23 protein-coding genes are annotated in these 24,070 nt (G+C 51.6%); 9 read left to right on the forward strand and 14 right to left on the reverse strand.

The window, feature by feature from the left end:
* Positions 1–93 precede the first annotated feature (93 nt).
* On the reverse strand, positions 94–2,253 hold the full coding sequence (locus ACR9FF_RS23590; RefSeq protein WP_435165404.1) for a DNA topoisomerase III: 2,160 nt from the start codon (positions 2,251–2,253) through the stop codon (positions 94–96).
* 172 nt (positions 2,254–2,425) lie between these two features.
* Here ACR9FF_RS23590 and ACR9FF_RS23595 point away from each other — a divergent pair, with 172 nt between their 5' ends.
* Together ACR9FF_RS23595 and ACR9FF_RS23600 are read left to right on the forward strand one after the other, a co-directional pair.
* Positions 2,426–3,577, forward strand: a complete 1,152-nt coding sequence (locus ACR9FF_RS23595) for a metallophosphoesterase (protein WP_435165407.1) — start codon at positions 2,426–2,428, stop codon at positions 3,575–3,577.
* A gap of 93 nt (positions 3,578–3,670) precedes the next feature.
* The gene (locus ACR9FF_RS23600) at positions 3,671–4,618 is read left to right on the forward strand and encodes a hypothetical protein (RefSeq protein ID WP_435165410.1); all 948 of its coding nucleotides are present in this window, start codon (positions 3,671–3,673) and stop codon (positions 4,616–4,618) included.
* Between the two features lie 21 nt (positions 4,619–4,639).
* Here ACR9FF_RS23600 and ACR9FF_RS23605 read toward each other — a convergent pair whose 3' ends face one another.
* The 4 genes from ACR9FF_RS23605 to ACR9FF_RS23620 form a co-directional block, all read right to left on the reverse strand.
* Positions 4,640–6,568, reverse strand: a complete 1,929-nt coding sequence (locus ACR9FF_RS23605; RefSeq protein WP_435165413.1) for an ABC transporter permease — start codon at positions 6,566–6,568, stop codon at positions 4,640–4,642.
* A complete protein-coding gene (locus tag ACR9FF_RS23610; RefSeq protein WP_201007987.1) occupies positions 6,543–7,319 on the reverse strand; it encodes an ABC transporter ATP-binding protein in 777 nt (258 codons plus the stop codon). The genes ACR9FF_RS23605 and ACR9FF_RS23610 overlap by 26 nt, the downstream gene beginning before the upstream one ends.
* Before the next feature lie 144 nt (positions 7,320–7,463).
* Positions 7,464–8,522: a sensor histidine kinase gene (locus ACR9FF_RS23615; RefSeq protein WP_435165417.1), complete on the reverse strand. Its 1,059-nt coding sequence runs from the start codon at positions 8,520–8,522 to the stop codon at positions 7,464–7,466.
* A complete protein-coding gene (locus ACR9FF_RS23620) occupies positions 8,519–9,241 on the reverse strand; it encodes a winged helix-turn-helix domain-containing protein (RefSeq protein WP_435165420.1) in 723 nt (240 codons plus the stop codon). The genes ACR9FF_RS23615 and ACR9FF_RS23620 overlap by 4 nt, the downstream gene beginning before the upstream one ends.
* 248 nt (positions 9,242–9,489) lie before the next feature.
* On the opposite strand from ACR9FF_RS23620, the gene ACR9FF_RS23625 reads away from it, so the two are divergent.
* The 4 genes from ACR9FF_RS23625 to pstA all read left to right on the forward strand — a co-directional run bounded on the left by ACR9FF_RS23625 (position 9,490) and on the right by pstA (position 13,673).
* Entirely contained in the window at positions 9,490–10,821 is a 1,332-nt protein-coding gene (locus tag ACR9FF_RS23625) for a TolB family protein (RefSeq protein ID WP_201007984.1), read from the forward strand.
* A gap of 39 nt (positions 10,822–10,860) precedes the next feature.
* Positions 10,861–11,727: a phosphate ABC transporter substrate-binding protein gene (locus ACR9FF_RS23630; protein WP_127495562.1), complete on the forward strand. Its 867-nt coding sequence runs from the start codon at positions 10,861–10,863 to the stop codon at positions 11,725–11,727.
* Positions 11,728–11,814: 87 nt separating this feature from the next.
* A complete protein-coding gene (gene pstC / locus ACR9FF_RS23635) occupies positions 11,815–12,765 on the forward strand; it encodes a phosphate ABC transporter permease subunit PstC (RefSeq protein ID WP_201007983.1) in 951 nt (316 codons plus the stop codon).
* A complete protein-coding gene (pstA, locus tag ACR9FF_RS23640) occupies positions 12,765–13,673 on the forward strand; it encodes a phosphate ABC transporter permease PstA (RefSeq protein ID WP_435165425.1) in 909 nt (302 codons plus the stop codon). Before pstC ends, pstA begins: the two co-directional genes overlap by 1 nt.
* 236 nt (positions 13,674–13,909) lie before the next feature.
* Here pstA and ACR9FF_RS23645 read toward each other — a convergent pair whose 3' ends face one another.
* Positions 13,910–14,134 (reverse strand): hypothetical protein, encoded by a 225-nt coding sequence (locus tag ACR9FF_RS23645; RefSeq protein WP_435165428.1) that lies wholly within the window; start codon positions 14,132–14,134, stop codon positions 13,910–13,912.
* Between the two features lie 19 nt (positions 14,135–14,153).
* A complete protein-coding gene (gene erpA / locus ACR9FF_RS23650) occupies positions 14,154–14,510 on the reverse strand; it encodes an iron-sulfur cluster insertion protein ErpA (protein ID WP_127495565.1) in 357 nt (118 codons plus the stop codon).
* A 297-nt stretch (positions 14,511–14,807) separates the two neighbouring features.
* On the opposite strand from erpA, the gene mqnE reads away from it, so the two are divergent.
* Together mqnE and ACR9FF_RS23660 are read left to right on the forward strand one after the other, a co-directional pair.
* Positions 14,808–15,911: an aminofutalosine synthase MqnE gene (gene mqnE / locus ACR9FF_RS23655; protein ID WP_127495566.1), complete on the forward strand. Its 1,104-nt coding sequence runs from the start codon at positions 14,808–14,810 to the stop codon at positions 15,909–15,911.
* A gap of 71 nt (positions 15,912–15,982) precedes the next feature.
* Positions 15,983–17,050, forward strand: coding sequence for an NAD(P)/FAD-dependent oxidoreductase (locus ACR9FF_RS23660; protein ID WP_127495567.1), 1,068 nt, complete (start codon positions 15,983–15,985; stop codon positions 17,048–17,050).
* On the opposite strand, the gene ACR9FF_RS23665 is transcribed toward ACR9FF_RS23660, so the two are convergent.
* On the reverse strand, positions 17,047–17,283 hold the full coding sequence (locus ACR9FF_RS23665; protein ID WP_127495568.1) for a YuzB family protein: 237 nt from the start codon (positions 17,281–17,283) through the stop codon (positions 17,047–17,049). The genes ACR9FF_RS23660 and ACR9FF_RS23665 overlap by 4 nt on opposite strands.
* A gap of 87 nt (positions 17,284–17,370) precedes the next feature.
* On the opposite strand from ACR9FF_RS23665, the gene ACR9FF_RS23670 reads away from it, so the two are divergent.
* Positions 17,371–17,613: a NifU family protein gene (locus ACR9FF_RS23670; RefSeq protein WP_015846404.1), complete on the forward strand. Its 243-nt coding sequence runs from the start codon at positions 17,371–17,373 to the stop codon at positions 17,611–17,613.
* A 51-nt stretch (positions 17,614–17,664) separates the two neighbouring features.
* Here ACR9FF_RS23670 and ACR9FF_RS23675 read toward each other — a convergent pair whose 3' ends face one another.
* The 6 genes from ACR9FF_RS23675 to ACR9FF_RS23700 form a co-directional block, all read right to left on the reverse strand.
* The gene (locus tag ACR9FF_RS23675; RefSeq protein ID WP_435165434.1) at positions 17,665–18,450 is read right to left on the reverse strand and encodes an SDR family oxidoreductase; all 786 of its coding nucleotides are present in this window, start codon (positions 18,448–18,450) and stop codon (positions 17,665–17,667) included.
* A gap of 19 nt (positions 18,451–18,469) precedes the next feature.
* Positions 18,470–19,177 carry a Cthe_2314 family HEPN domain-containing protein gene (locus ACR9FF_RS23680; protein ID WP_127495570.1) on the reverse strand — a complete coding sequence of 236 codons (708 nt, stop codon included), beginning with the start codon at positions 19,175–19,177 and terminating at the stop codon, positions 18,470–18,472.
* Positions 19,178–19,203: 26 nt separating this feature from the next.
* Positions 19,204–20,970, reverse strand: a complete 1,767-nt coding sequence (locus tag ACR9FF_RS23685) for a UbiD family decarboxylase (protein WP_201007978.1) — start codon at positions 20,968–20,970, stop codon at positions 19,204–19,206.
* Positions 20,967–21,899, reverse strand: a complete 933-nt coding sequence (locus ACR9FF_RS23690; RefSeq protein ID WP_248762063.1) for a COX15/CtaA family protein — start codon at positions 21,897–21,899, stop codon at positions 20,967–20,969. The genes ACR9FF_RS23685 and ACR9FF_RS23690 overlap by 4 nt, the downstream gene beginning before the upstream one ends.
* 173 nt (positions 21,900–22,072) lie before the next feature.
* Positions 22,073–22,420: a thioredoxin family protein gene (locus ACR9FF_RS23695; protein WP_435165439.1), complete on the reverse strand. Its 348-nt coding sequence runs from the start codon at positions 22,418–22,420 to the stop codon at positions 22,073–22,075.
* 32 nt (positions 22,421–22,452) lie between these two features.
* Positions 22,453–24,030, reverse strand: a complete 1,578-nt coding sequence (locus ACR9FF_RS23700; protein ID WP_435165442.1) for a copper amine oxidase N-terminal domain-containing protein — start codon at positions 24,028–24,030, stop codon at positions 22,453–22,455.
* Between the last annotated feature and the right edge of the window lie 40 nt (positions 24,031–24,070).

The following is a 24,070-nucleotide window of genomic DNA, read 5'->3' on the forward strand; positions in this document are numbered from 1 at the left end:
TTAATAGCATATGAAAGACGAACGATTGTCTCTTGGATGATTGTCCGAGCAAAAAAGAGGGAGTACCGTTCTTCACGGCACTCCCTCTTTCGGTTATTCCTTATCTTGTTTGTTCATCGCGGCTTTCAGCGCATCGGCGAGACTATTGGACAGCGATACATTATCGCTGTACTGCTCGATCATCTTCTTCTGCTGATGCTTATTGATCCTTCCGCCCTGCTTGTCACCCAGCATCTCGATCACGTTGCATGGTCTGCACTGCGCGTACTTGCCTGCCTTGCCGTTATGAATTTCCATCTTCTTATGGCATTGCGGGCAGCGCTTATTGGACAACGCAGGCTCGGCCTGGCGGCGGTAGCTGCACTCCCGGTCGGAGCAGACCAGCGACTTACCGCGTTTGCCCTTCACTTCCATCAGCAGCTTGCCGCATTCCGGGCAGCGCGAATGGGTCAAATTATGCGGCTTGTATTCCTTCGTCTCATTCTTAACCGCCGTAACCCATTTGTCCGCCTGCTCCCGGATTCCCGTCATGAACCGCTTCGCGTCTCCCTGGCCATGCGCGATAAGCTCTAGCTCCCGCTCCCACTTGGCCGTCAGCTCCGGGCTGCGCAGCTCGTCAACAACCAGCTCGATCAGCTGCTTGCCTTTGCTCGTCGGAACCAGACGGTTCTGGGTGCGCTCAATGGTATCGGTCGAAAGAAGCTTCTCGATAATATCCGCGCGGGTAGCCGGCGTGCCAAGTCCATGCTTCTCCATTTTCGAGAGCAAAGAGGCCTCCGTGTAACGCGCCGGAGGAAGCGTGCGCAGCTCCTTCAAGCGGCTCTGCTTCACCGGAACAGCTTGTCCTTGGACAAGCTCTGGCAGCAGCTGCTCCGGAGTGCTCTTGTCCTCGCCGCGCCCGCTCTCCTCCTCGTCGTCCTCGTCTGCGGCAAGTCTCGCGTCACTGCCGCCGTACAGCTCTTTCCAGCCGATATCCTTCTGGACTTTGCCTTTCGCGTACAGCTTGTCTTGGCCAACCGTCAGCACGACGCTTGTCTCGTCGTACGTATACGGCGGGTAAAACAACGCGATAAAACGGCGCACGATCAGATCGTACAGCTTGCGTTCATCGTTGCTGAGAGCCGATAAATTCACGTACTCGTCGGTCGGAATAATCGCATGGTGATCGCTCACTTTGCTGTCGTCCACGAACCGTTTCGTGACGGTCAGCTGACCCCGGAGCAGCTTGCGGGCAAGCGGCGCATACGGCCCCACCGCAACGCTCTCCAGGCGTCCTTTAAGCGTTGGCACGATATCGCTCGACAAATAACGAGAGTCCGTACGCGGGTAAGTAACGAGCTTATGCTGCTCGTACAGCTTCTGCAGGACATTCGACGTCATTTTCGCCGAAAAACCAAGCCGTTTGTTCGCTTCCCGCTGCAGCTCCGTCAAATCGAAAGCCTGCGGATGAGGCTCGGACTTCTGGGTTGTGCGAAGCTTATCAACCTTGGCGTTCTTCCCTTGCAGGCGTGAGACAACCGCTTCAGCTTCGCTTCTGTCCCACACTCTGCCGTCATGATTGTCATTCTGGCGCCACAGCGCCTGGAATGCTCCCAGATCCGCCGATACCGTCCAATAAGGCTGCGATTGAAATTGGTTAATCTCTTTCTCCCGGTCGATCAGCGCGCCAAGCGTTGGCGTCTGCACGCGGCCGGCAGCAAGCTGGGCATTGTATTTCACCGTAAGCGCGCGAGTGACATTAAGTCCGATCAGCCAGTCCGCCTCCGCCCGGCAGACGGCCGATGCGTACAAGTTATCGTATTGCCGGCCCGGCTTAAGCGCCTTAAAGCCATCCTTGATCGCTTTGTCCGTCTGGGACGAAATCCACAGCCGCTTGAACGGCTTGCGCCAGTGAACAAGCTCCATAATCCATCTGGCTACAAGCTCGCCTTCCCGCCCGGCATCGGTTGCGATAATAAGCTCGCCGATATCCGGTCGTTTGCACAGCTGCGCTACCGCCTTGTATTGATGCGACGTCTCGCGCATGACCTTCAGGTTCATTTTACCCGGAAGCAGAGGAAGATCCTCCAGATTCCATGTCTTGTATTTCGGATCGTAATCCTCCGGCTCCGCAAGCGTCACCAGATGGCCAAGCGCCCAAGTGACTACGTAGTTGGGGCCTTCCATATAGCTTTTATTTTTACTGCCGCAGCCGAGAACGCGCGCAATTTCTTTTGCGACGCTTGGCTTTTCCGCAAGCACTAACGATTTCATACTCGAATCCCTCTCCCTGCCGTAAAATCATTGTACAAGTATACTAGAAAAAAGGCGGCGAGACCAATGCCAAGCGCTAAATCCGCCTTATTTTACCCGGCAATTCCCGGTGTGATATAGTAGGTTCACGAGTTTAACGAAACCTATATGCGCCAAGTAAGGAGATGTCCAAGTGAAAGCTAGATTTATTCCCGTTATTACCGTCTTCCTCCTTGTATTTGGCCTGGTGAACTGGTACATCGGCTGGAATGGATGGGTATACCTGTCCACGCTGTTTGACCTGGGGAACGCCTGGCCGTATGGCATTATCGTTGGCATCCTCTCCTTCGCCTGGCTTGCCGGACGTTTTGGACAGCATTCGGCTTCGCCGGTGCGCGAAGTTGCCTATTTCCTGAAATACATCGGCTCCTACTGGTTTGCCGTCATGGAGTACGGTCTACTCATTCTGCCTCTGGCGGATCTGGCCGTCTGGCTGCTGACGCTTGCTTCCGTCCCCTACAAAACAGCCGTTGCTTCCGTTGGCACAATTGCTTTCGTTCTCTTGGCCTCGATTCTTATTCGGGGAGCTTGGAACGCCTGGACTCCGATTGTCCGTCATTATGACCTGACTATTCCGAAGCAGGCTGGCGCTATCCGGAAGCTCCGGATCGGGGTTGCCTCCGATATCCATCTGGGCACAGTTGTTGGCAACAAGCATCTTGGCCGCCTTGTGAGCCACATGGAGGAAATGAAGCCGGATCTGATTCTTCTGCCCGGCGACGTTATTGACGACAGCATCGATCCGTTTATTCGCCGCAATATGGCCGCTACCATGAGCAAGCTGAAGGCACCGCTTGGCATCTACGCCGTGCTGGGCAACCACGAATATATTGGCGGACATATTCAAGAATACATCGCCCAGATGTATGCAATTGGCATTCGTGTGCTTCTGGATGAAAATATCCTTGTGCAGGACAGCTTCTATATCGTTGGACGCAAAGATCTGGCGGCGCGGCATAGCGATCCGGAAGGCCGGCTCCCGATCAGCGAGCTGATTGCCGATCTGGATAAAGCCCGTCCGCTCATTATGATGGATCACCAGCCTTCCGATTTGGAGCAGGCGTCCGTCAACGGCATCGACCTCTCCTTATCCGGCCATACCCATCGCGGGCAAATGGCGCCTAACCATCTCATCACCCGCCGTATCTTCGAGCTGGATTGGGGCTATAAGCTGAAGGGCAGTCTGCACGCCATTGTTTCCTCGGGCTTTGGTTCCTGGGGACCGCCAATACGTCTTGGCAGCCGTTCCGAGATTATTCAGATTGATCTAACGTTTCAGCCATAACCATATATCCGTCGCCAAGGAATGAAACTTAATAGTCCCCGCCCTCGTATAGAGTTTCAATCATCACCCTATTCCAGGAGGGAATTCCTGCTTATGACAAATTCTTTGTTTGATCGTTTGACGGAAGCAAAGGAACGCAAATACGAGCTTGATAGAGCCATTCGAAGACAGAGTCAATTCCGCTCCCGATTAAACGAATTGGAACGGCAAATTATCCGTCTGGAGCTTGATCTGGAATCCGAGCAGGCGGATGTCGATAAGCTTACTCGAATGACTCTGACGAATCTGTTTCATACGCTGCTGCGCAGCAAGGACGAACAGCTGGAGATGGAGCGTCAGCAGGCGGTCGCCGCAGCTCTCAGGCTATCGGAAGCCAAGCAGGAACGTGACAAGCTGAAGGAAGAAATTACGCGGGCCGGAATGGTCATTAGCGCGAATCACGGTGCCGAACAGGATTATTACGAGCTGCTAAAGGAGCAGGAACATTTCCTGAGAAGCATGCCGGACAAAGCCTCGGAGCTGCTAGCCATGGAAAGCGAGATTGCGGCTCAGCAGGTTACCGTACGCGAGCTGAACGAAGCTTTTACCGCGGGCAGACGGGTGCTTGCCTCGCTTGAGCCGGCTATCGAAAGTCTCGACAAAGCGATTAATTGGGGCAATTGGGATACCTGGGGCAACGGCGGGCTGATTTCCACCCATATTAAACACGAGCATATCGATGATGCGAAGGCCTCCATCGCAGCGGCTAATCATGAGCTGAAGAGCTTCCGGGACGAGCTGGCGGATCTGCAGCGCAGCCTGAATATCCATGTAGATATCAGCGGCCTGCTGAAGTTCGGGGACTATTGGTTCGACGGCCTGATTACGGACTGGATCGTTCAGAAGCGGATCAAAGAGACTCAGGACCGCACCTGCGAAGCCGCGCATGAAGTCAGAACGGTCGTAAAAAAACTGCAGGCGGAGTATGCAGCCGCGGAAGCAGCGCTCATCGGATTAAAAACAAAACGGATCTCATGGCTGGAGCAGCAGCAATCCACTTAAGAAAAAAAAACGGCCGGCGCCTTAAGCGCCGGCCGTTCCTCTATTCAATCCTTTGGAGTAGCTCATGCTTGCGAGCAGGAAGTAGATCGTCTGCATGACGACAAAGATGCCGATAATCACAAACGAATACAGCCACACGCTGGATTCCATCAATCCGTCCAGCGCCTTCATCGCAAACAGCGCATGAATGGTGCCCACCAAGCAGGGCAGATAAAAAATGATGGCGATCTGGGTCACCGTTATTTTTCTAATCTCCTGCCTTGTCATGCCTATCCGTTTCAACGCGTTAAACTGCGCCTGATCCTCCTGCAGCTCCGTGAACATCTTAAAGTAAATCAAGCTGCCCGATGCGATAAAGAACAGCAGACTGATAAACAACCCGATAAACAACGTAAGAGAGCTCGTTTCCTTCATGTTGGCAAAGTTATCCGCGCGATTGCGGCTGACCTGCCCTTCCAGATCTTCCTTCACTTGCAGCTTCTTAATGGCCGGACCCGCGCTTTCCCAGTCCTTCACTTCGTAGCCGTACCAGACAAGCTGATCGCTCTCCGGCACACCTGCGAGAAGCTGCTTATAGTCGCTGTCCGCCACAATAATGGTCATCCAGTTGAAATCCGTCTGGTTCATTACGCTATCCGAGTGATCCGCCGATACGGGTAAATCAATCGTCGTGTTCTGTACCTTCCCCTGAATCCGTTCGATAGGGGGACTGAAAGATCCCGGCATTGCCGCCATGCCCGGCTTCAAATGAAGCTTCTTCTTCCCTTGCGCTTCCGCCAGGCGGTTATAATCCGACTCCGAGATCATCATGGTATCCGGATTATAATCGATATTGTTCCCGTTGCTCCGTGTCAGCTTAATATCGGTTACACTTGCTCCGGCGACAATTTTCTCATCCGTAACCGGGTGGCCCGCTTCGCGAAGATGGGTCTTCAGCTCTTCCGGATCAATCACCTTGTGACTTTGAAGCCCTTTCTCCATAACGGCCATGGCATAAGGGTAGTATTGGTAAATTTGATGCTTCGCACTGATCTGCATCAGATAAAACGTACCGGATGCGGTCAGAATAACCGCGCTCATAATCGAAACCATAAACAGAATACGCGCGTTATCCTTCAGCTTGTAGCCCAGCTGAGACAGAACGACCATATTCGTACGGTTATAAAAGAAAGAATGGCGTTTCTGCAGGAAACGGATCAGCAGCACGCTGAACTGCGTGAATAAGAAATAGGTACCGACCGTCACCGTTACAAGAATGAGCAGGGCCATATAAAAGAAGTTAAACGAATTTAACATAATCGCCATGACATAGCCGGAGCCCAGCGACAAAAGAGCGAGCGCAACAAGCCATGGCGAGTACAAAAGCGTCCCTTTTGGCTTGCGGCCGGCCTTAAAGAGCTCGATCAGCTCGGCTTTGCCGATCCGAAGCGAGGTAAGGACCGCGATCGCGACAAACAGAACAAAAAATCCAAGCCCCGTCATTCCGACCGCCTTCAGGGGCGCGGCGAACGGGATCGGGTCCGTGACCTTCAAGAACACCGATAAAGCCATAAAGAACAGCTTGCTGAGTAACATGCCTAGTCCGATTCCGACGCCAATGGACAAAATGGCCAAGGCAATGCTTTCATAAATAACGAGCTTTCTCAGCTGCGCTTTGGTCATCCCGAATAAGGACAATAATCCAAATTCCTGCTTCCTTGTTTTAAGAAAAGCCGAGTTGGAGTACAGGACAAACAGGAAGGAGAAGATCCCGATAATGTACAGGCAGAACAACATTCCTCTTCTTACCTTCGCCGCCTGCTCAATATGCCCGTTTACCACATCCGGATGAAAAATAAACGACGAATACATATAGAAGATCAGTACGGAAAATACGCAGCTTAGGAAAAAGGCGCTGTAGGAACGCCAATTTCCTTTCATATTGCTAAGCGCGAGCGAACGGAACGTCATCGAAATTACCTCCCAGTACACTCAAAGAATCCAGAATCTGCTGGAAGAACGCCTGACGGTTCGTTCCTCTCCGGATCTCGCTGAACAGCTTGCCGTCCTTGATAAAGACAATGCGTTTGCAATAGCTTGCCGAGAACGGATCATGCGTTACCATCAGAACCGTCGCGCCTAGTCGCTCGTTCATATCTTTCAGCGCGTCCATGACATCCTTCGCCGCTTTGGAATCGAGATTGCCGGTGAGCTCGTCGGCAAGCACCAGCGCGGGCTGATGAATGATTGCCCGGGCAATAGCGGCACGCTGCTTCTGTCCGCCGGACACCTCATAGGTCCGCTTGTCCAGAATTTGATGGATATTAAGCATAATCGCAAGCGGCTTCAGCTTCTCTTCAATAACACGCGGCGCTACGCCTTCCAGCACCAGCGGCAAAATAATATTTTCCTTAATCGTCATCGTGTCCAGCAGGTTAAAGTCCTGAAACACAAACCCAAGCTCCCTGCGGCGGAACAACGCCAGCTTCTTGTCGCTCAGCTTGCCGGGCTGTATGCCGTTAATCTCCAGCTCGCCGGATGTCGGACGGTCAATCGTGGCCAGGAGGTTGAGAAGCGTTGTTTTCCCGCTGCCGGAAGGCCCCATGACGCCAACAAACTCTCCCGCTTCAATATTAAGATCGATATCCTCAAGTGCCCGATAGGACATATTCCCTTTTGAGTGATAAATCTTTCCAATCCCTTTCGTACGCAATACACTCATCGTAACTGCCTCCCCAAGACTTTCTCATTTGTTTTGATTATGGACTCAGTATAGCTCCATCAGCCCTATCAACCCATCGATTTACCTTTCAATTGGAGGCTTTGAACCTTACGATTTTGTCATGTTTCGATCGCATTTGCGTATTTAACGCAACAAATGGATCCCTTCAGGTCGAAACACAACCGTAACCTTCGTACCGGAACCAACCTCTGATTCGGCATGCAGCTCAAGACCGAGATTGCCGCATACCTTCTTCGCCAAGTAAAGCCCCATCCCCGTTGACTCCTCAACCGCACGTCCATTCTCTCCGGTGAAAAACGGATCGAAAATCCTTGGCAGGTCATGCGCCTCAATCCCGATTCCTTCATCTATAACTGACAGCCTGACGGCACTTGAATCGGGCTCCTTCTCAATGCTGACAATCAGCTTCTTCGAGCCCGGCTTGCGCTTTGAATATTTAATTGCATTGCCGATCAGCTGGTTCAAAATAAACGTCAGCCATTTCTCGTCGGTCTCCACCACCGCTTCCCCGTCAATTCTCGGGAATATAGCATGCCGGATGCACAGCTGCTTATGCGCGTTTATGACGCTGCGGGCCGCTTCATGCAGGGGAACCGAACGGGGATGCAGATCAAACTCGATCTTGTCGAGCCTCGCCGTATGCAGCATCATATCGAGCCCCCTTGTCATTCTGCCGGTCTCCTCGCGAATGCTTTGCAGTCTTTCCGTATGGGCAGGCGGAGCATCCTGTTCCTGCAGCGCCTCCTGGACAAGCAGATCAATAACCGACACCGGAGTCTTCATATGATGCACCCATTGCAGGACGAAATGATTATGCTGCTCCTGCTGCCGGCGGTATTGGCTAAGCTCGGTCAAGTATGCGCCGTATTGCGCGGCCAGTAGCTTTTGCACGGCAATCTGTTCTTTGGTGATCCCGGAAGTAATCACCATCGAAGCCTTGAGCTCCGTTCCGTGTTCAATCGCATCCCGAAGCTGCTTATAGTAGCTGCGCTGACGAAGGAAGTCAACGGCTAGTCCAATAACCAGCAGGAAGCCCGCAAGCTCGGCGTAATAATAGACAAGGCCCGCGTCCGCTCTCTCATAACGAAGCTTATCGAGAGAAAACATCGCGCAAGCCAGAATGGAGCCTAACAGGTAGGTTGCGATTAGAACTTTACGGTCCCAGAGATAAGCACGAATCATGCTTGGGCCTCCCGCAAGGCGTCGGCGCTCAGCCGGTAACCTTGTCCGCGTACCGTCTCAATCGCTTTTATAATGCCGATTTCTTCGAGCTTCTTGCGCAGCCGGGTTACATTAACGGTCAGCGTATTGTCATCCACAAACTGAACATCATCCCATAACGCCTCGAGCAGCTGCTCTCTTGCCACGATTTCATCCGGTTTCTTCATAAAAGCTTCGGCCAGCAGCCGTTCGTTCTTCGTCAGCTCGGTCCGCTCTCCCTGCCATTCCAGCTCGTTGCGGCTAAGATTAAGGCGCAGTCCGTACAATTCGAGCTCCGAGGATGCCGCTGCCGAAGCGGCGGAAGCCGCGGCATATTCCCCGTAAGCCCGGCGCAGAGCTCCCTTTACCTTCGCGAGCAGCAGATCAAGATGGATAGGCTTCGAAAGATAGTCGTCCCCGCCGTTTTCGATAGCCATCACCTGATCCATCTCCCCTTCGCGGGCTGATATAAACAGAATCGGGACGTTAGACCTTGTCCGAATCTGTCTGCACCAATAAAAGCCGTCGAAATAAGGCAGATTGATGTCCAGCAGCACAAGATGCGGATCATAGGACGCAAACTCCCCCAGCAAATCCTTGAACTGAGCAGCCCTTTTCGCTTCAAACCCGTATTTCTCCATCGTTGATTTCAGTATAGCTCCTATTTTGTCATCGTCCTCGATGATAAATATCCGATACATTCCGACATTCCTCCTCTTGTCATTTTTAGGATAGCAATTTCGACATTCCCTATCAACTTAGGTCTTTCTTCACAAAATCATTACAATTTCTAAATAATGGGATAATAATCCGCTGTTAGACTAGCTTTGAAATCGAAATAGTTCCGACGCGGCTTGACGGGGGGAGAAATCAAGGCCATTCATACATACCGGCGTAGTGCCGTCGGACCTAGCAACTATTCGAAAATAAGAAAGGTGACGAACTACAAATGAAAAAAGCAGTAGTCATTTCCGTGCTCGCAACAGCAATTGGAGCAGCAGCCGTTACACCAGTAATGGCGCAATCGGCCGTACAAACGGCACAAGCGGTTCAAGTCGGTTCCATTACCGTATCCATCAACGGCAATTCCGTCGCAATCCGCACGATTGACGCGCAAGGCGTAACGCTCGCTTCCGTTCGCGACCTGGCGAAAGCTCTTGAAGCTTCCCTGAACGTTACAGGCAGCACCATTACCGTTCAATTGAACCACAATGTTGTTAAGCTGAGCGATGCCGTGACTGTAAACGGTACAGCATTCGTTGAACCGGTAAGCTTCCTTGGCAAACTGGGCGTAGGCTACTCCAACGGCAACATCACTTCGGTCAAATTCCTCGAGAATGTCGATCAAGTGACATGGGTAAACGCTTCGAAGCTGATCGCATCGATTTCTGGCGAGAACGGCCGCGAAGATTACCTGGTTGACGCTGCGACAGGCAAAAATGAACTGCTGCTTACTTCGTCGGATACATCCGAGCTGATCGTATCCCCGGACGGTTCGAAAGCCGCTTATTCCGAAGAAGACGGCACGGTTAACGTTATCGATCTGAGCACGAAACAATCGACAAAAGTAAGCACGGATACTTCGATTAAAAACGAAATGGTATTCTCGGCTGACGGAAGCTCGATCTTCTTCTTCCAAGGCGACAAAAACTCCGTTATCTGCAAGCTCAGCCTGGCTGACGGCAGCGTAACGAAAGTTCTGGAAGATAAAGTCGACTACAAAGCTAACCTTACGGTATCCGCTGACGGCACTAAAGTGGCTTACTTCCAAATCAAACAGCCTGTTGTTAAAAATGACGCTACGGACGTAAGCAAGGACGATGTTACGATCGACCCAACAGGTACGGAAACGCAAGCTTTCTTCTACGACTCGGCTAAAGGCGACAACAAACCGGTTCAACTGACGAAAGACGCAAGCGACAAAGCGTTCCTGGAACTGTCCGCTGACGGTTCGAAAGCTTACTACGTAAGCATCAAAGACGATAACACGGGAAGCGTTGCTTCGGTAAACACGGCTTCTCTTGAAGCGGCATCCGTCTACAGCGCTGAAGACGTGTTCCAAATGAACCAAGCTGACGGCAAATTGATCGTCTTGACCGCAAAAGGCGATGCAAACAGCATCAGCGCCATCGATCCTGCAACAGGTACGGCAAGCAAGCTGTACAGCGTATCGGATGCGGTATCCGAGCTGATCGTATCCGGCAAAGGCGACATCGCCGCAATCAGCAACGACCAGCTGGCTGTTCCGGTTAACGGCAAATTCACAACGATTACTCGCTAATCGGCAAAAACTTAACATCTTTTTAGGAGGATAAATGAAATGAAATTGAAATGGCTTAAAGTGGCTACGGTAGCCGCTCTTATCGCAACCATCGGCTTTGGCTCCGTTCAAGCCCCTACTAAGACAGAAGCAGCCAGCAAGCTGTCCGGCAAAATCGTAATCAACGGCTCGTCCGCCCTTCTTCCGCTTACTCTTCAAGCGGCTAACGAATTCAAAAAGCTGAACCCGAAAGTTAAAATCTCAGCTTCGGCCGCCGGTTCCATCACGGGTCCTCAATCCGTGCGCAAAGGTATCGCCGATATCGGTGCGGTTGACTGGGACGCTACGAAAGCCGTTCCAGGCTTCGAAGCCTTCACTGGCCAAGTCGCTAACAAAGTAGCGGTTACTCCGTTCGCTGCGGTAGTTAACAAAAGCGTTACGGCAACAAACCTGACTACGAAACAGCTGCAAGACATTTTCTCCGGCAAAGTAACGAACTGGAAAGAAGTTGGCGGCAAAGATGCCGATATCATCGTCGTGAACCGCGCGTTTGGTTCCGGTACCCGCGTTAACTTCCAACAAAAAGCGCTGAACGGTACGGACTTTATGACAAAAGGCTCCAACTACAAAGAAGTTAAAACAAGCGGCGACATGAAAACAGCCGTTGAGTCGACTCCGGGCGCAATCGGTTACCTCGACTTCGCTTATATCACTACAAAAATGACTGGCGTAAGCATCAACGGCGTTGCTCCAACCGTAGACAACGTAATCAACGGTAAATACAAAGTCTGGGGCTACGGCTACTACATGACGAAAGGCCAACCTACAGGCGTTGTTAAAGAATTCATCAAATACGTGCAAAGCGCGAAGTTCCAAAACGGTTCGCTGAAAAAGCTGAAGTTCATCCCGCTTTCCGCAATGAAATAATCCAAGTTAATCGAATATAGGTAACGGCGGCCGTCTTTCGCGAAGCGACAGGCGGCTGCTTGCTACCGAAGGAGCCGATCAATCCATATGTTAGATACCTCATCCACTGCGGGCCAGATCGATCTGGGCGGCAGTCTTTTGACGGGAAGCGGAAAGCCGTTTGACCGCAGGAAGCGCCTGTTCGTGATGAACCGCCTGTTCCGTTACGTTTGCATTGCCTGCGCCGGTTTTGTGTGTCTTATTCTTTTCCTTATCCTTGCGCTTATGTTCCGCACCGGCGTGTTGACCTTTGGCGACGTGTCTTTCTCCGAATTTTTCTTATCCACCGAATGGAGTCCGGAGACCGAACAATACGGCGGACTGTTATTCATTTTCGGCACGTTTGCCCTTACTTTGCTGACTTTGATTATTTCCGTTCCGCTCTCGCTCCTGATCGCGGTCTTTCTGTCAACCTTCGTACCGGCCTGGCTGAAAAACGTGCTTCGTCCGGTTATGGATCTTCTCGTCGGCATCCCGTCCGTTGTTTACGGCTACCTGGGCCTCACGGTTCTTATTCCGCTGATCCGAAACGTTACCGGCACGGGCATGGGTGACGGCCTGCTTGCGGCGTCTCTCGTATTGACCATCATGGTCCTGCCTACGATCAGCCGGATCAGCGATGACTCGATCACGGCCGTACCGAAGAAATTCAGCGATGCATCCTATGCCCTTGGCGCTACCCGTTTCCAAACCGTCGTAAAGGTGCTTATTCCTTCCGCCCGCAGCGGTATTATGTACGCGGTTATTCTCGGCATGGCCCGCGCAATCGGCGAAACCATGGCGGTTGTTATGGTGATCGGCAATACCCCGCAAATCGCGGACAGCCTGCTTAAGCCTACGTCGGTATTAACGAGTAACATCGTTATGCAGATCGCTAACGTTCCGTTCGATTCTACCTGGAACTATGCGCTGTACCTGATGGGCTTCCTGCTGCTTGCCATCTCGCTTCTGATGATCGTAGGCGTACGCTGGCTGCAACGGAGAGGAGTTCAACAATAATGAGCAACGTAAACACCGCAGTAAACACAACCAATCCTTTCCGCGGCAAAAAAGGAATCAACAGCTTTAATAACCGTCTGTTTACGATTCTGGTCTGGACCGTTGGCATTGCCATCGTACTCTTTATTCTCGGCCTCCTGTTCCTTATTCTGAAGGACGGCCTGCCGAAGCTCTCTTGGGACTTCCTATTCGGCCTGCCGAGCGAGATTGAAGAAGGCGGCGGTATCGGGCCTGCCCTGCTGAACTCCTTCTATATCCTGTTCCTGTCGCTTGTTATCGCTATTCCGCTCGGGATGGCCGCGGGTATTTATCTCGCCGAATTTGCGCCGGACAACAAGCTGATCTCGTTCGTGCGGATTTGCGTAGAGGGGCTTGCTTCCGTCCCTTCGATCATCTTTGGTTTGTTTGGTATCGCGCTGTTCGTTGAGATGTTCCAGCTGGGCCTTACGATTCTCGGCGGCGCTGTCAGCCTGGCGTTCTTGAACCTGCCGGTTTTGACCCGCGTAACGGAAGAATCGATTCGTGCCGTGCCGAAAGAACTGAAAAATGCTTCCTTCGCGCTGGGAGCCACACATTTACAGACGATCGTTCGCGTCCTGATCCCTGCAGCCATGAACGGAATTATTACGGGGATCTGTCTTGTAGCGGGCCGCGCCTTTGGCGAAAGCGCCGTTATCATCCTGACTGCCGGTGTTACGACCTCCGGCGAAATGTGGGATTTCAGCCTCTTCTCGCCGGGCGAGACGCTTGCCGTTCACCTGTGGTATGTCCAGTCCGAGGCTATCGTTCCGGACGCCCAGGATATCGCCCAGAAGTCGGCGGCGGTACTCGTGTTCTTCGTTTTGCTTATCAACCTGGTGTTCCGTATTCCTCTTTGGATGAATTCTCGGAAGATGACGAGGTCTTAGAAGTCGTTATCCGCCACTGCGAAAGTGAACGCTCTTTCGGCCGCTGTTGCTCGGGGATTTCTTTGATTATATTTTAAGGTAGGAATCCCCGAGCAAAGGCGGACGCTGCGCTCCTCAAGAGCATTCACTTCCTCCGTTCCGTCGCCGACTTCTTTTTTAAAAACAAAAACCGGCGTCCGCTAAATGGGACGCCGGTTTGGTTTAGGCTAGACAGGTTGTGTTGGCAGCCTGTCTGATTAGGTCACAAAAGGCTGGCTGAGCCTGGCCTTTTGTGAATGCTTTTGTTTGGCTTCGCCAAACAGGCGGAGCAAAAGAATGTTCTGGAGAAACGGAGTGCTCGCTTTTGTTCCCGGAATCGTACCTTTTACGATTAATTCAAAGATTCCGGGAACAATGGTGATTGGAAGAACATTCTTTTGCGCAGCCTGCGTACGGCGATTCCCAATAAAAAAGCTGAGCACAGGCGTGCTCAGCCACTCATCAGCAGTCGCTATCCGGTTTCCCAGCCGCCGCAGCGGTACGGAAGCTCGAGCCGCAGCCGCATGTAGCGGTTGCGTTAGGATTTTCGATCGTAAAGCCGCCGCCCATAGCCGACTCTTTCCAATCGATGATAAGACCGTATAAATACTTCAAGCTTTCGTCGTCTACGACTACTTTCAGGTCCGCGACTTCCATCGACTTGTCGTTCTCGTTCTCTTCATCGTCGAAGCCCATGCCGTAGGAGAAGCCCGTGCAGCCGCCTTCCTTCACGCCAATGCGCAGGAACAGCCCGGGTGTGCCTTCCTCCTCGAGCATTTCTTTAATTTTGTCAGATGCCGATTCACTAATCGTGATCATGCTTCTTCCCTCCTCTATATAAATAAAAATAAATGTACCGTTATAGTTACAGTATACTCCTCTTCCTCCGCTTCCTCAAGAGATGAGAGCCTTCCTATTGGAACGAGTTGAAGACTTTAGGTGTTGCCGCCTTTTGCGTACGGGTTTATAATAATGGAAGCTTTCTTAATCGGATGAGCAAGTTATTTTTTTCACAAAGGCATAGCCTGAATTTATTCTACTCTTCCTTGAACGGTAAATGGCAGCATGCCGCAGCACTACGCATAACTAACTTTTGAGAAAAAGGAGGTTGCCACGATGAACATCGCCATTCCATCTGATAACAAGCAAATGCAGTCGATTATCGACAAAGTCCGTAACGGGGAACGCCTTACGCTTGAAGACGGTGTATTCCTGTATCAATCGGATGATCTGCTTACGATTGGGCAACTAGCTAATGAAGTAAACCTTCGCAAGAACGGTAAAAAAGTTTATTTTATCGAAAACATGAGCTTGTACTTTACGAACGTCTGCGAAGCGCATTGCGCATTCTGTAACTTCCGTAAAGACGAAGGCGCACCAGGCGCCTATACCTTATCCGGTCAAGAAATGATTGAGTACGTTGAACAGCATTTCCACCCTGGTGTACGAGAATTCCATATTGTAGGCGGTCATAACCCACATGTTCCGTTCCAATATTACGTCGATTCCCTGAAGGCCTTAAACGAGCGCTTCCCAGAAGTAACGCTTAAAGCCTACACCGCTGCGGAAATCGACTTTTTCTCGCGTATTAGCGGCTTAAGCTACAAGGAAGTATTGGAAGAGCTTATGAAGGTCGGCCTTAAATCGCTGACAGGCGGAGGCGCAGAAATATTATCCGATCATTACCGCAAAAAAATGCGCGTCGATAAAGCCGACGTCAGCCAATATTTAGAGGTGCACCGCACCGCTCATAATCTTGGCCTGCGCACGCATACAACGATGCTGTACGGCTCGATCGAATCGCATGAGGACCGTATTCGCCACATGATGCAGATCCGCGAGCTGCAAGACGAAACAAACGGTTTCCAGGTATTCATTCCGCTTTCTATGCAGCCGATTAATCCGAAAGCCGGCATCCGTCGCCGCAACTCGGCATTCGAGGATCTGAAGACGATCGCGATCAGCCGCCTGATGCTGGACAACATTCAGCATATTAAAGCTTACTTCATCAACATCGGCACGCAGCTGACTCAGGTCGCTCTGACGATGGGCGCATCCGATGCTCACGGTACCATTGTAAAAGAAAAAATCAGTCATGCGGCGGGCGCTCTTACGCCGGAAGGCATTACGCGTGAGGATCTCTTATGGCTCATTAAAGGAGCCGGACGTATCCCAGTGGAGAGAGATACGTTCTATAACGAAATTAAAGTATATGAGTAATCACGCGGCTAGACGCACATATTAGGCACACAACAAGTCATTCATCATTATGGAGTTGGGTAGGGAATCATATGAGAAAATTTGTTATTTTGGGCGGCGGTTACGGCGGCCAGGCTATCGCGGCAGACGTGATCGAGAAACAGCTGCCAATCGATGTTGAAGTCATCCTCGTGGACCGCATGCCTTATCAAGGCCTTAAAACAGAATATTACGCACTTGCAGCCGGTACGGTTTCAGATTTGGATATCCGCGTAAAATTTCCGCAGGACCCGCGTCTGACAACCCGGTTTGGGGAAGTTGTAGATATCGATCTGGACAAAAAGCTTGTTTATCTGGAAGGTCAAGATCCAATCGATTACGAGTGGCTCGTAATCGGTCTTGGCTGTACGGATAATTACCACGGCATCGAAGGCGCGGAAGAGTTCTCAAACAGCATTCAAACTCTTTCGAATGCACGCAAAACTTACCAGATGCTGAACGACGTGAAGCCTTACGGCCAAGTGTCGATCATCGGCGGCGGCCTTAGCGGCGTGGAAGTGGCTGCAGAGCTGCGCGAAGCCCGTTCCGACCTGAACATCCGCATCATTGACCGCGGACCAAGCGTCATGTCGGCCTTCCCTGGGTCGCTGCAGAAGTTTGTGGCTTCCTGGTTCAGAGAGCATGAAGTTGAGATGCTCAGCCATATTTCGCTCTGCCGCATTGAGCAAGGCGCATTGCACGACGCGAATGCGAATCAAACGATTCTTACCGACGTAACGGTATGGACAGCCGGCATTCAGCCGATTGAGATTGTACAGCGCATGAATCTGCCGAAGGACAAACAAGGCCGGCTTATCATCAATGAGTTCCATCAGCTGCCGGATTACACCGATGTGTTTGTTTGCGGCGACTGCGCGTCTCTGCCATTCTCCCCTAGCGGGCAAGCGGCCGGCGCGCAAGGCAAGCAAATCGCGGAAGCTATCCATGCCATTTGGAACAACAAAACGCCTAAGCTTGGAAAAATCAAGCTGAAGGGCGTTATGGGCTCCCTTGGCAAGAAGAGCGGCTTCGGACTCATGGGCAGCACGCCAATGATGGGTAAAATTCCGCGTTTGATCAAGAGCGGAATTCTCTGGAAATCGAAACGCCATTTTGGTTAATTTTGCTTTAAGCTGATGGCTTCGCGAATGCGGCGTTCCAGATCCTCTATGGATTCGGCAGCGATAATGCTGCCGTCAACTAACGCGAATGGCTTCAAATAACATTCTCCGCAGTTGCCGAGACAGCCGTATTCGACCACCTTCAGCCGATCGTCTAGTTCATACTGCTTCATAAGAGCTTCCGTTCCGTGATGCATGTTGCCGTTGCAGAACTCGATAAGCGGTTTTGACAATTTTTTGATCACCTGGCCTTAACGGTTGATATCCATTTTCATTCCTCGCACTTTGTACTATAATAGGGGAGAAAGGAGATGATTGCAATGAGTCAAGCACAAGATACAATGTACGACGAAGTATTGGACGTACTGGATAAATTGCGTCCGTTCCTGCAACGCGACGGCGGTGACGTAGAACTGGTAGACGTAGAGGACGGTATCGTTAAACTTCGTCTGATGGGTGCATGCGGAAGCTGCCCAAGTTCCACGATTACACTGAAAGCCGGTATCGAGCGCGCGCTGCTCGAGGAAGTTGAAGGCGTACAGGAAGTTGTTCAAGTATTCTAAAATGCAAGAGTCTTGCCCGCTTTAAGCAGGCAAGACTCTTTTTTTTGTTCCTTATAATCCGATTATGTTTGAACGAATTGCATCGAAACCGCCGGTTACGTTTATAATGCTGCCGGTCAAATAATCCGATCTCGATTGGCAAAGGAATCCGATTACCCTCGCGATATCTTCACCGGTTCCCGGTCTGCCGACCGGCGACTCGAATTCCCTTTCGCAAGCCGCCTCGTCAATCGTCCGCTCCTTGTTAAGGCCTCTAATATCGCCGGGTGCTATCATATTGACGGTAATGCCGGAAGGCGCCTCTTCGACCGCAAGCGATTTGGTGAACGAGACGAGACCGGTCTTCGCCGCCGCATAAACGGCCCTGTGAGGCCATGCCCTGGCTTCATCCGCGTGTCCGAAGCCAAGATGGATAATACGCCCCCAGCCGCGCTTACGCATGCCTGGAAGCAGCTTATGGTCCAGCAGCATTACGCCAAGCAAATTACCGTTTAGAAGTTGAATGATAGCGTCCTCATGATAATCCGCGAACAAGCGCCGCTCGCGTATAAACGGGCCTGCGTTGTTCACCAGGATATCGATGCCGCCATTCCAGGCTTCCGCTTCGGCTGCCAGCTGCGCTACCCCTGCCGGAACGGATATATCGCCTTGTATGGCGGTTGCTTTTACGCCAAGCCGCTCGATCTCGCGCTGAAGCTCCAGCGCTTCCTGCCTGCTCTCCAGATAGTTTAACACGATGCTGCAGCCAAGACTTGCGAGCTGCAATGCAGTCCGTTTGCCAAGCCCTTTGGCGCTTCCGGTTACAAGCGCCGTTCTGCCCATCAGCTCCACGAGCATTCCTCCTCGCGATTAAAGCCTACCTGGTTCGTATTAGTCCGCAAGCATAGTCAAAGGTTAGGCGTAATGATCCTGTCACCATCTGCAGTCCATGCTGGAGATCGTCCGATTGTGCCGCTATATTTTCTAATTGTACTTCCTGTCCGTACATTTTATGAGCCTGCGCAAGATCGTCCTGCATTTCCGTATTCATGTAATGAATCTCGGTATTGCGGCGCTTCCGCAGCCGCCCCATCGGTTCCTTCAGGCTCTCTTTGATGTCGTTCAGCTTCCAGGTCAGTTCCGGATGCGCCTTCTTGTCGCGCATATTGCGCAGAACGGTAAAGTAGGAGAAATGAGGCTTGATCTTCTCCGTCTTTAAATCAAGGATGTCATTCAGAAAAATGCTCAGCTTATCCAGCAAGGCAAAAATTCGGATAAACGCGTTTTTGTCAAAATAAACGTAGCGCTGGTAATTAAGCTCTTCCTCTTCCGACATCTGACTGACGGAAGGCGACTTGATCTTCTCCTTAAACCGCCTAGCCGCGTAGCAGCTTTGCTCGATTTCGTTCAAGGAAGCGACCAAGCCCTTCGTCCATACCTCATACGTACGAAGCTTATGGTCGTTGTCTTTGCCCGCTTCAATCTTCTCGTGCAGAATGGCGACGAACTGATTCATCAGCTGTAACGTGTCTGCAAGGCGGCCTTGCGGCTCCCTTTCCGGTTCGTCAAATAGAAAACGCAGCATCGGCCATCCCCGCCTCTCTTCGCAACTTAGGATTTGAAGTACTCGTTCCATCTGCTGTCAACCAGCTTGGTAATATCCTCGCGCGTGAACAGCTCTGCCGGATAGCCCGGCTTCATTCTCGCGTCGATAACGATCGGCAGCTTGTAGCCGAAATGATGGCGGCGAATTTCGGCATTCGCGTAGATATCGTCCGCCGGATTAAACCGCGTGAACACCGTCCACAAGAAGGACGTTTGCCCATGCGCAACGTTTGCGTCGTCCACAAGAATAACAAGCGGCCATTCCGTACCGCGCTCCGACAGCCTTGTCAGCAGACGCTCCGCAAGCTGCGGCTCTGCTTCATAGGATGCGCCGGATACAACGAGGCATCCGCGGCAATATACCTGAGCGTTCGTAATTTCCTCGATCACGCCTTCTTCATAGCGGGAAGGCAGCTCTCTGACAGGCTTTCCGACGCCAAGCATAACCGCTTTGCTGCCGTGGTTGAATTTACCGCTCGTATAATCCAGTGTATCATGGGAGGTTTCATCGAATACAAACAGATCCGTCTGCGGCTGGAACCGCTCAAGCACCGTCTCAAGCAATACGTCAAACCGCGACAGGTCAATCGGCTGGTCCGTCAGCATCAGGAACTTGGTCAAGGTAAGCTGGCCTTGGCCCAGAATACTGAAGGCAGTCGACAGCGCCTCACGGGAATAGGATTCCCGGACAACGGCTGCGGCAAGCGCGTGTACGCCCGCTTCCGCATATGCCCACAATTCGTGTACGCCCGGCATGACCATCGGGAAGGCCGGTGCCAGAAGGCGCTGCAAATACTCGCCCAAATAGTAATCTTCCTGACGAGGCTTGCCCACAATCGTCGCCGGATAGATCGCATCCTTGCGGTGCCAGACATGATTGACGTTAAAGACCGGGAAATCATGGATAAGCGAGTAATAGCCAAAATGATCGCCAAACGGACCTTCCGGACGGCGGAGATGCGGCGGTACCTGTCCGCTGATGACAAATTCGGCTTCCGCCGGAATGCGGTGCTTGCTGTGCGGATCGGATACAACCGGCAGCTTGCCGCCTAGGATAAGCGAAGCCATTAAGAGCTCCGGCAGATGCTCCGGAAGCGGCGCAATGGCCGAAGCGATCAATGCCGGAGGCCCGCCAAGGAAGACGGATACCGGCAGCGCTTCGTTCTTCTGCTCAGCCTCATGATAGTGGAAGCCGCCGCCCTTATGTATTTGCCAATGCATGCCGGTCGTTGAATCGTCAAAAATTTGCATGCGGTACATTCCTAGATTATGCGCTTTGCGGGATTTTAAGCTCTCCGTATAGACAAGAGGCAATGTAATAAACGGACCGCCATCCTCCTGCCAGCTTGTCACGCGCGGTAAACCGGCCAGCGGATTCTGGCGTTTCAGTACTTGCAAAATAGGCGCCGTGCCGCTCGGTACTTCCTTCATGCCTACCTTCATCATGTCCCAAATCAGCTTTTTCTCGCCCCAAATCGCTTTTGGCGTTGGAGGCATAATACGGTCCGCGGCACCAACGATCTGCTTCATGATTTCTTCCGGGCGCGTACCAAACGCAAGGTCAACCCGGCGGCTTGTCCCGAACATATTCGTCAGAACGGGAAAAGGACTGCCCTTCACATTGGTGAAAAGCAGTGCCGGCCCTTCCTCTTCGATAACGCGGCGGTGAATTTCCGCCAGCTCCAGATAAGGATCTACTTGCGCGTCGATAACGAGCAGATCATTCTCCTTTTTTAATACCTCTACAAATTCACGCAGGTTCTGAAAACTCAAGCGTTCTCCCGTCCTTCCCGCAGCCGCCAGGAACGTATCAGCATATCGCACAATATCCCAAACAAGCCCGTTATAATCAAATTATGAAGCAGGTTCGTAAACAGGAACCAATCATCGTTGCCGATTGTCTCCGTCAGAAGCGCTCCGCTCAGGATTTGAGCGATCACCAGAACGAGAGCCCAGCCGGCGGATTTCGTAAGACCTTTGCCTTTTCCGCTGATTTTGCGGACGTGTATATATAAACCAACTAGAGCAAGACCAAAAATAAGTGCACCTAAGCGATGGATAAAAACAGCAGCCGTCGCCCCTTGAAGCTCAGGCACAACCTCGCCGTTGCATAACGGCCAGCCTAGACAGCCGCCTGCAGACTCGGTATGCCGGATAAACGCGCCGAGATAAACCACGATATAACAGAAGATCGTTACGGCCAGCATCCGGGGATAAATAGCGCGGGGCACTGTAAATTCCACCGGCTTGCCGTCTTTTGCGCGGTAAGACCAAACAACGAGCAGCAAAGTAAAGGCAAAAGCAATTAAAGAAATGCCAAAATGAATAGCCATAACGGCGTCGGACTGATACCATACGACAGCTGCCGCGCCCATTAACGCTTGAATAACCGTGAAGAGCAGAGCTCCGCTCGCATAAATAAGCGGTTCTTTATAATCCGCATTGTTTTTGCGGAACAGCAGGTATATGGCGATAAAGGCTGCCACAACGAGCAAACCTTCAAATCCGGTAATCAGACGATGGGAAAATTCGATTGCGGTTTCCATTGTATACGCAGGAATAAATTTACCGTTGCAAAGCGGCCAATCATCACCGCATCCGCGTCCGGATCCGGTATTTGTAACGAGTGCTCCGGCAAGAAGAACAAAAAGCATTCCGATGCACGATGCGAGAGCAAGCGCGCGAAAACGGCCGGTAACCATAATAAAATCACCTTATTTCGGGTTTTGTTGTCACCTCATTATAGCCATTATAGGGGTCAAAAGCCATGTTGAAAATGTGACACTTCCTAGGGTGTGACAGTTCCGTGGCAATGATGCGCGGGCATAAAAAAGCGCGGCTAAGGAGAGTTCCTAAGCCGCACTTTTGCCTTTTATTAACCTTGGGGTAATGCGTCTGCCACCTGCACCGCGCGGTCCAGAAACTGTTCGATTTCTTCCCGCGTCTTGCGCAGCTTGTTCACGTACCGGATCAGCTCTTTGCCGTTATGGAAGGCAATAAAGCTCGGAATGCCAAGAATGTTCAGCTCGGAGCAAAGATCGGGCAGTTCATCCCGGTCGATCTCATAGAACGAGATTTTGCCTCCGTATTGCTGCTCTACATCCGGCATAAACGGATCGATGTAGTGACAATCCGCGCACCATGTCGTTTTGAATACGACTACCGTAATCCCATCGCCTTGGACGGCTTCCCGGAAGGCTGCGTCCGTTGTCAGTTTGTTCATCGTTGTCATCCTCCCTGCTCTTGCAAAATAAATTAATGGACTACGCGCTCGATGACAAAGGTGTCGCTGCCCCAGCTGTCATCCCAATGAACCTTCGCTCCAAGCGCGTTTGCGAAATCGCGTCCTGCTGCATACAAGGTACCGTCAACGGTTTTGGCTACAAACGACCATGTCGCTGGTTTGCCATTTACCGTTACGCGGTCAGAACCCTCCTTCAGGACGATCGTCGTATTGGTCGCCTCGTCATAGACTGTTACATTCTTCTTCTTTTTATCATATTTCACCGAAGCGCCAAGCTGTTCAGCCACTACGCGCACCGGAACAATCGTTACGTACTTAGGAGTAACAATGGCCGGATAAAGGCTAGAGTCCACGGACAGCTCAACCGTCTGCTCTCCGATGCCCAGCTTATCGAGCAGAGAATAGGCAGCCGATTGCTTGTCGAACATGCGAAGGAATTGATAACCCTGCATGGAATCGAGCTGATCGGTATGGATAGCTTGAGCAGGGATCACCGGCGCGTCAGCCTCTACCTTGCCGTTAACGTTCCACAGCTCGCTCTCCATACGCAGCGAGAGACCGTCAAGCGGGAACAAGGCTTGATCGCTTGGTTTAAGCGTAACGTCGATGACCTGTTTGCGGATATCCATCTTGCTGTCTACGTAAAGCTCCGCTTTAATCGATGAATCATCGTTGAAGATGGCCTTAAGATCCTCGCCGCCCTCTTCTTCCATCGCCTTCAGCTCTTCCTGGAGCGAAGCAAAGGTAGCTTCCAGCTCGTCCGTCATTTCTTTAATCATGTCATCGGTTGTAGGCATATCCAGTCCGGTTTGCTCGAACGGATTCACGCCCATCTCTTCCCAGAACTCCGGATGGCTGCTCATGATCGCTACGATTTCCTTCACGAACGTTTCGAGGCCATCCCGGTCGCTTGCAAGGACATCGACGTATTTTTTGACCCAAGCCCAGATTTCGGTACCACTCATCTCTGCCTTCACATGGAATAGCGATGTGTTAACGCCATTGATTGGCTCCTGAACGGCATTTACCGAAATTTTGTCCGGATTAGGCAGATTGTCGATAAAGAAGGACGTTGCGCTGTCCAATACCTCTTTGCCGATTGCCGTTACCGATTCGTCATCGGAGCCTGCAGCCGTTTCGCCAAGCTCGGCTGTACCCAGCATCGAGCCAATGCCCGCTCCCGTTACGTCGAGCACGATTGGAAGCTTAGCGCCTTCCACCTCGATAACCGCAGCTGTATCCGATTGCTTGATCGAGAAACCAATGCTGACGTTATCGCCGAAAATCAGTTTGCCCGCGTAGGACGCATGGCTTGCATCCTGTACCTTCACGCTATCCAACTGCAGCTTCATGTTAGAGAATAATTTCATGAGAGCAATATCTTCTTCAGGCATTCCTGCATACGCTTCTTCATTCATAAGAAGCTTCAGCTCTACCGACTGTTTGCTTTCCGCGGAGGTCACTTTAAGCGTATTTTTCAATACGGTGTTGAAATCCACGCCCTGAATCGCCTGACAGCCTGCAACGATGACAAGCGCAAGCGCCAAAATCAGGATGATCCCCCTCTTGAATCTTTTCAGACTTTTCAATTCACAAATCTCCCTTCACAGCCAGTAATAGATAGATTAA

The organism is Paenibacillus glycanilyticus (assembly GCF_051200795.1).
Lineage (GTDB): Bacteria > Bacillota > Bacilli > Paenibacillales > Paenibacillaceae > Pristimantibacillus > Pristimantibacillus glycanilyticus.

Excerpts from the sequence above, each read along its gene's own strand:
- ACR9FF_RS23675 (WP_435165434.1), bottom strand. The coding sequence starts at position 18,450 with ATGCTCGTGGAGCTGATGGGCAGAACGGCGCTTGTAACCGGAAGCGCC.
- ACR9FF_RS23625 (WP_201007984.1), top strand. The coding sequence starts at position 9,490 with ATGAAAAAAGCAGTAGTCATTTCCGTGCTCGCAACAGCAATTGGAGCA.
- pstC (WP_201007983.1), top strand. The coding sequence starts at position 11,815 with ATGTTAGATACCTCATCCACTGCGGGCCAGATCGATCTGGGCGGCAGT.
- ACR9FF_RS23590 (WP_435165404.1), bottom strand. The coding sequence starts at position 2,253 with ATGAAATCGTTAGTGCTTGCGGAAAAGCCAAGCGTCGCAAAAGAAATT.
- ACR9FF_RS23695 (WP_435165439.1), bottom strand. The coding sequence starts at position 22,420 with ATGAACAAACTGACAACGGACGCAGCCTTCCGGGAAGCCGTCCAAGGC.
- pstA (WP_435165425.1), top strand. The coding sequence starts at position 12,765 with ATGAGCAACGTAAACACCGCAGTAAACACAACCAATCCTTTCCGCGGC.
- ACR9FF_RS23630 (WP_127495562.1), top strand. The coding sequence starts at position 10,861 with ATGAAATTGAAATGGCTTAAAGTGGCTACGGTAGCCGCTCTTATCGCA.
- ACR9FF_RS23680 (WP_127495570.1), bottom strand. The coding sequence starts at position 19,177 with ATGCTGCGTTTTCTATTTGACGAACCGGAAAGGGAGCCGCAAGGCCGC.
- ACR9FF_RS23600 (WP_435165410.1), top strand. The coding sequence starts at position 3,671 with ATGACAAATTCTTTGTTTGATCGTTTGACGGAAGCAAAGGAACGCAAA.
- ACR9FF_RS23605 (WP_435165413.1), bottom strand. The coding sequence starts at position 6,568 with ATGACGTTCCGTTCGCTCGCGCTTAGCAATATGAAAGGAAATTGGCGT.
- ACR9FF_RS23620 (WP_435165420.1), bottom strand. The coding sequence starts at position 9,241 with ATGTATCGGATATTTATCATCGAGGACGATGACAAAATAGGAGCTATA.
- ACR9FF_RS23610 (WP_201007987.1), bottom strand. The coding sequence starts at position 7,319 with ATGAGTGTATTGCGTACGAAAGGGATTGGAAAGATTTATCACTCAAAA.
- erpA (WP_127495565.1), bottom strand. The coding sequence starts at position 14,510 with ATGATCACGATTAGTGAATCGGCATCTGACAAAATTAAAGAAATGCTC.
- ACR9FF_RS23660 (WP_127495567.1), top strand. The coding sequence starts at position 15,983 with ATGAGAAAATTTGTTATTTTGGGCGGCGGTTACGGCGGCCAGGCTATC.
- ACR9FF_RS23670 (WP_015846404.1), top strand. The coding sequence starts at position 17,371 with ATGAGTCAAGCACAAGATACAATGTACGACGAAGTATTGGACGTACTG.
- ACR9FF_RS23690 (WP_248762063.1), bottom strand. The coding sequence starts at position 21,899 with ATGGTTACCGGCCGTTTTCGCGCGCTTGCTCTCGCATCGTGCATCGGA.
- ACR9FF_RS23615 (WP_435165417.1), bottom strand. The coding sequence starts at position 8,522 with ATGATTCGTGCTTATCTCTGGGACCGTAAAGTTCTAATCGCAACCTAC.
- mqnE (WP_127495566.1), top strand. The coding sequence starts at position 14,808 with ATGAACATCGCCATTCCATCTGATAACAAGCAAATGCAGTCGATTATC.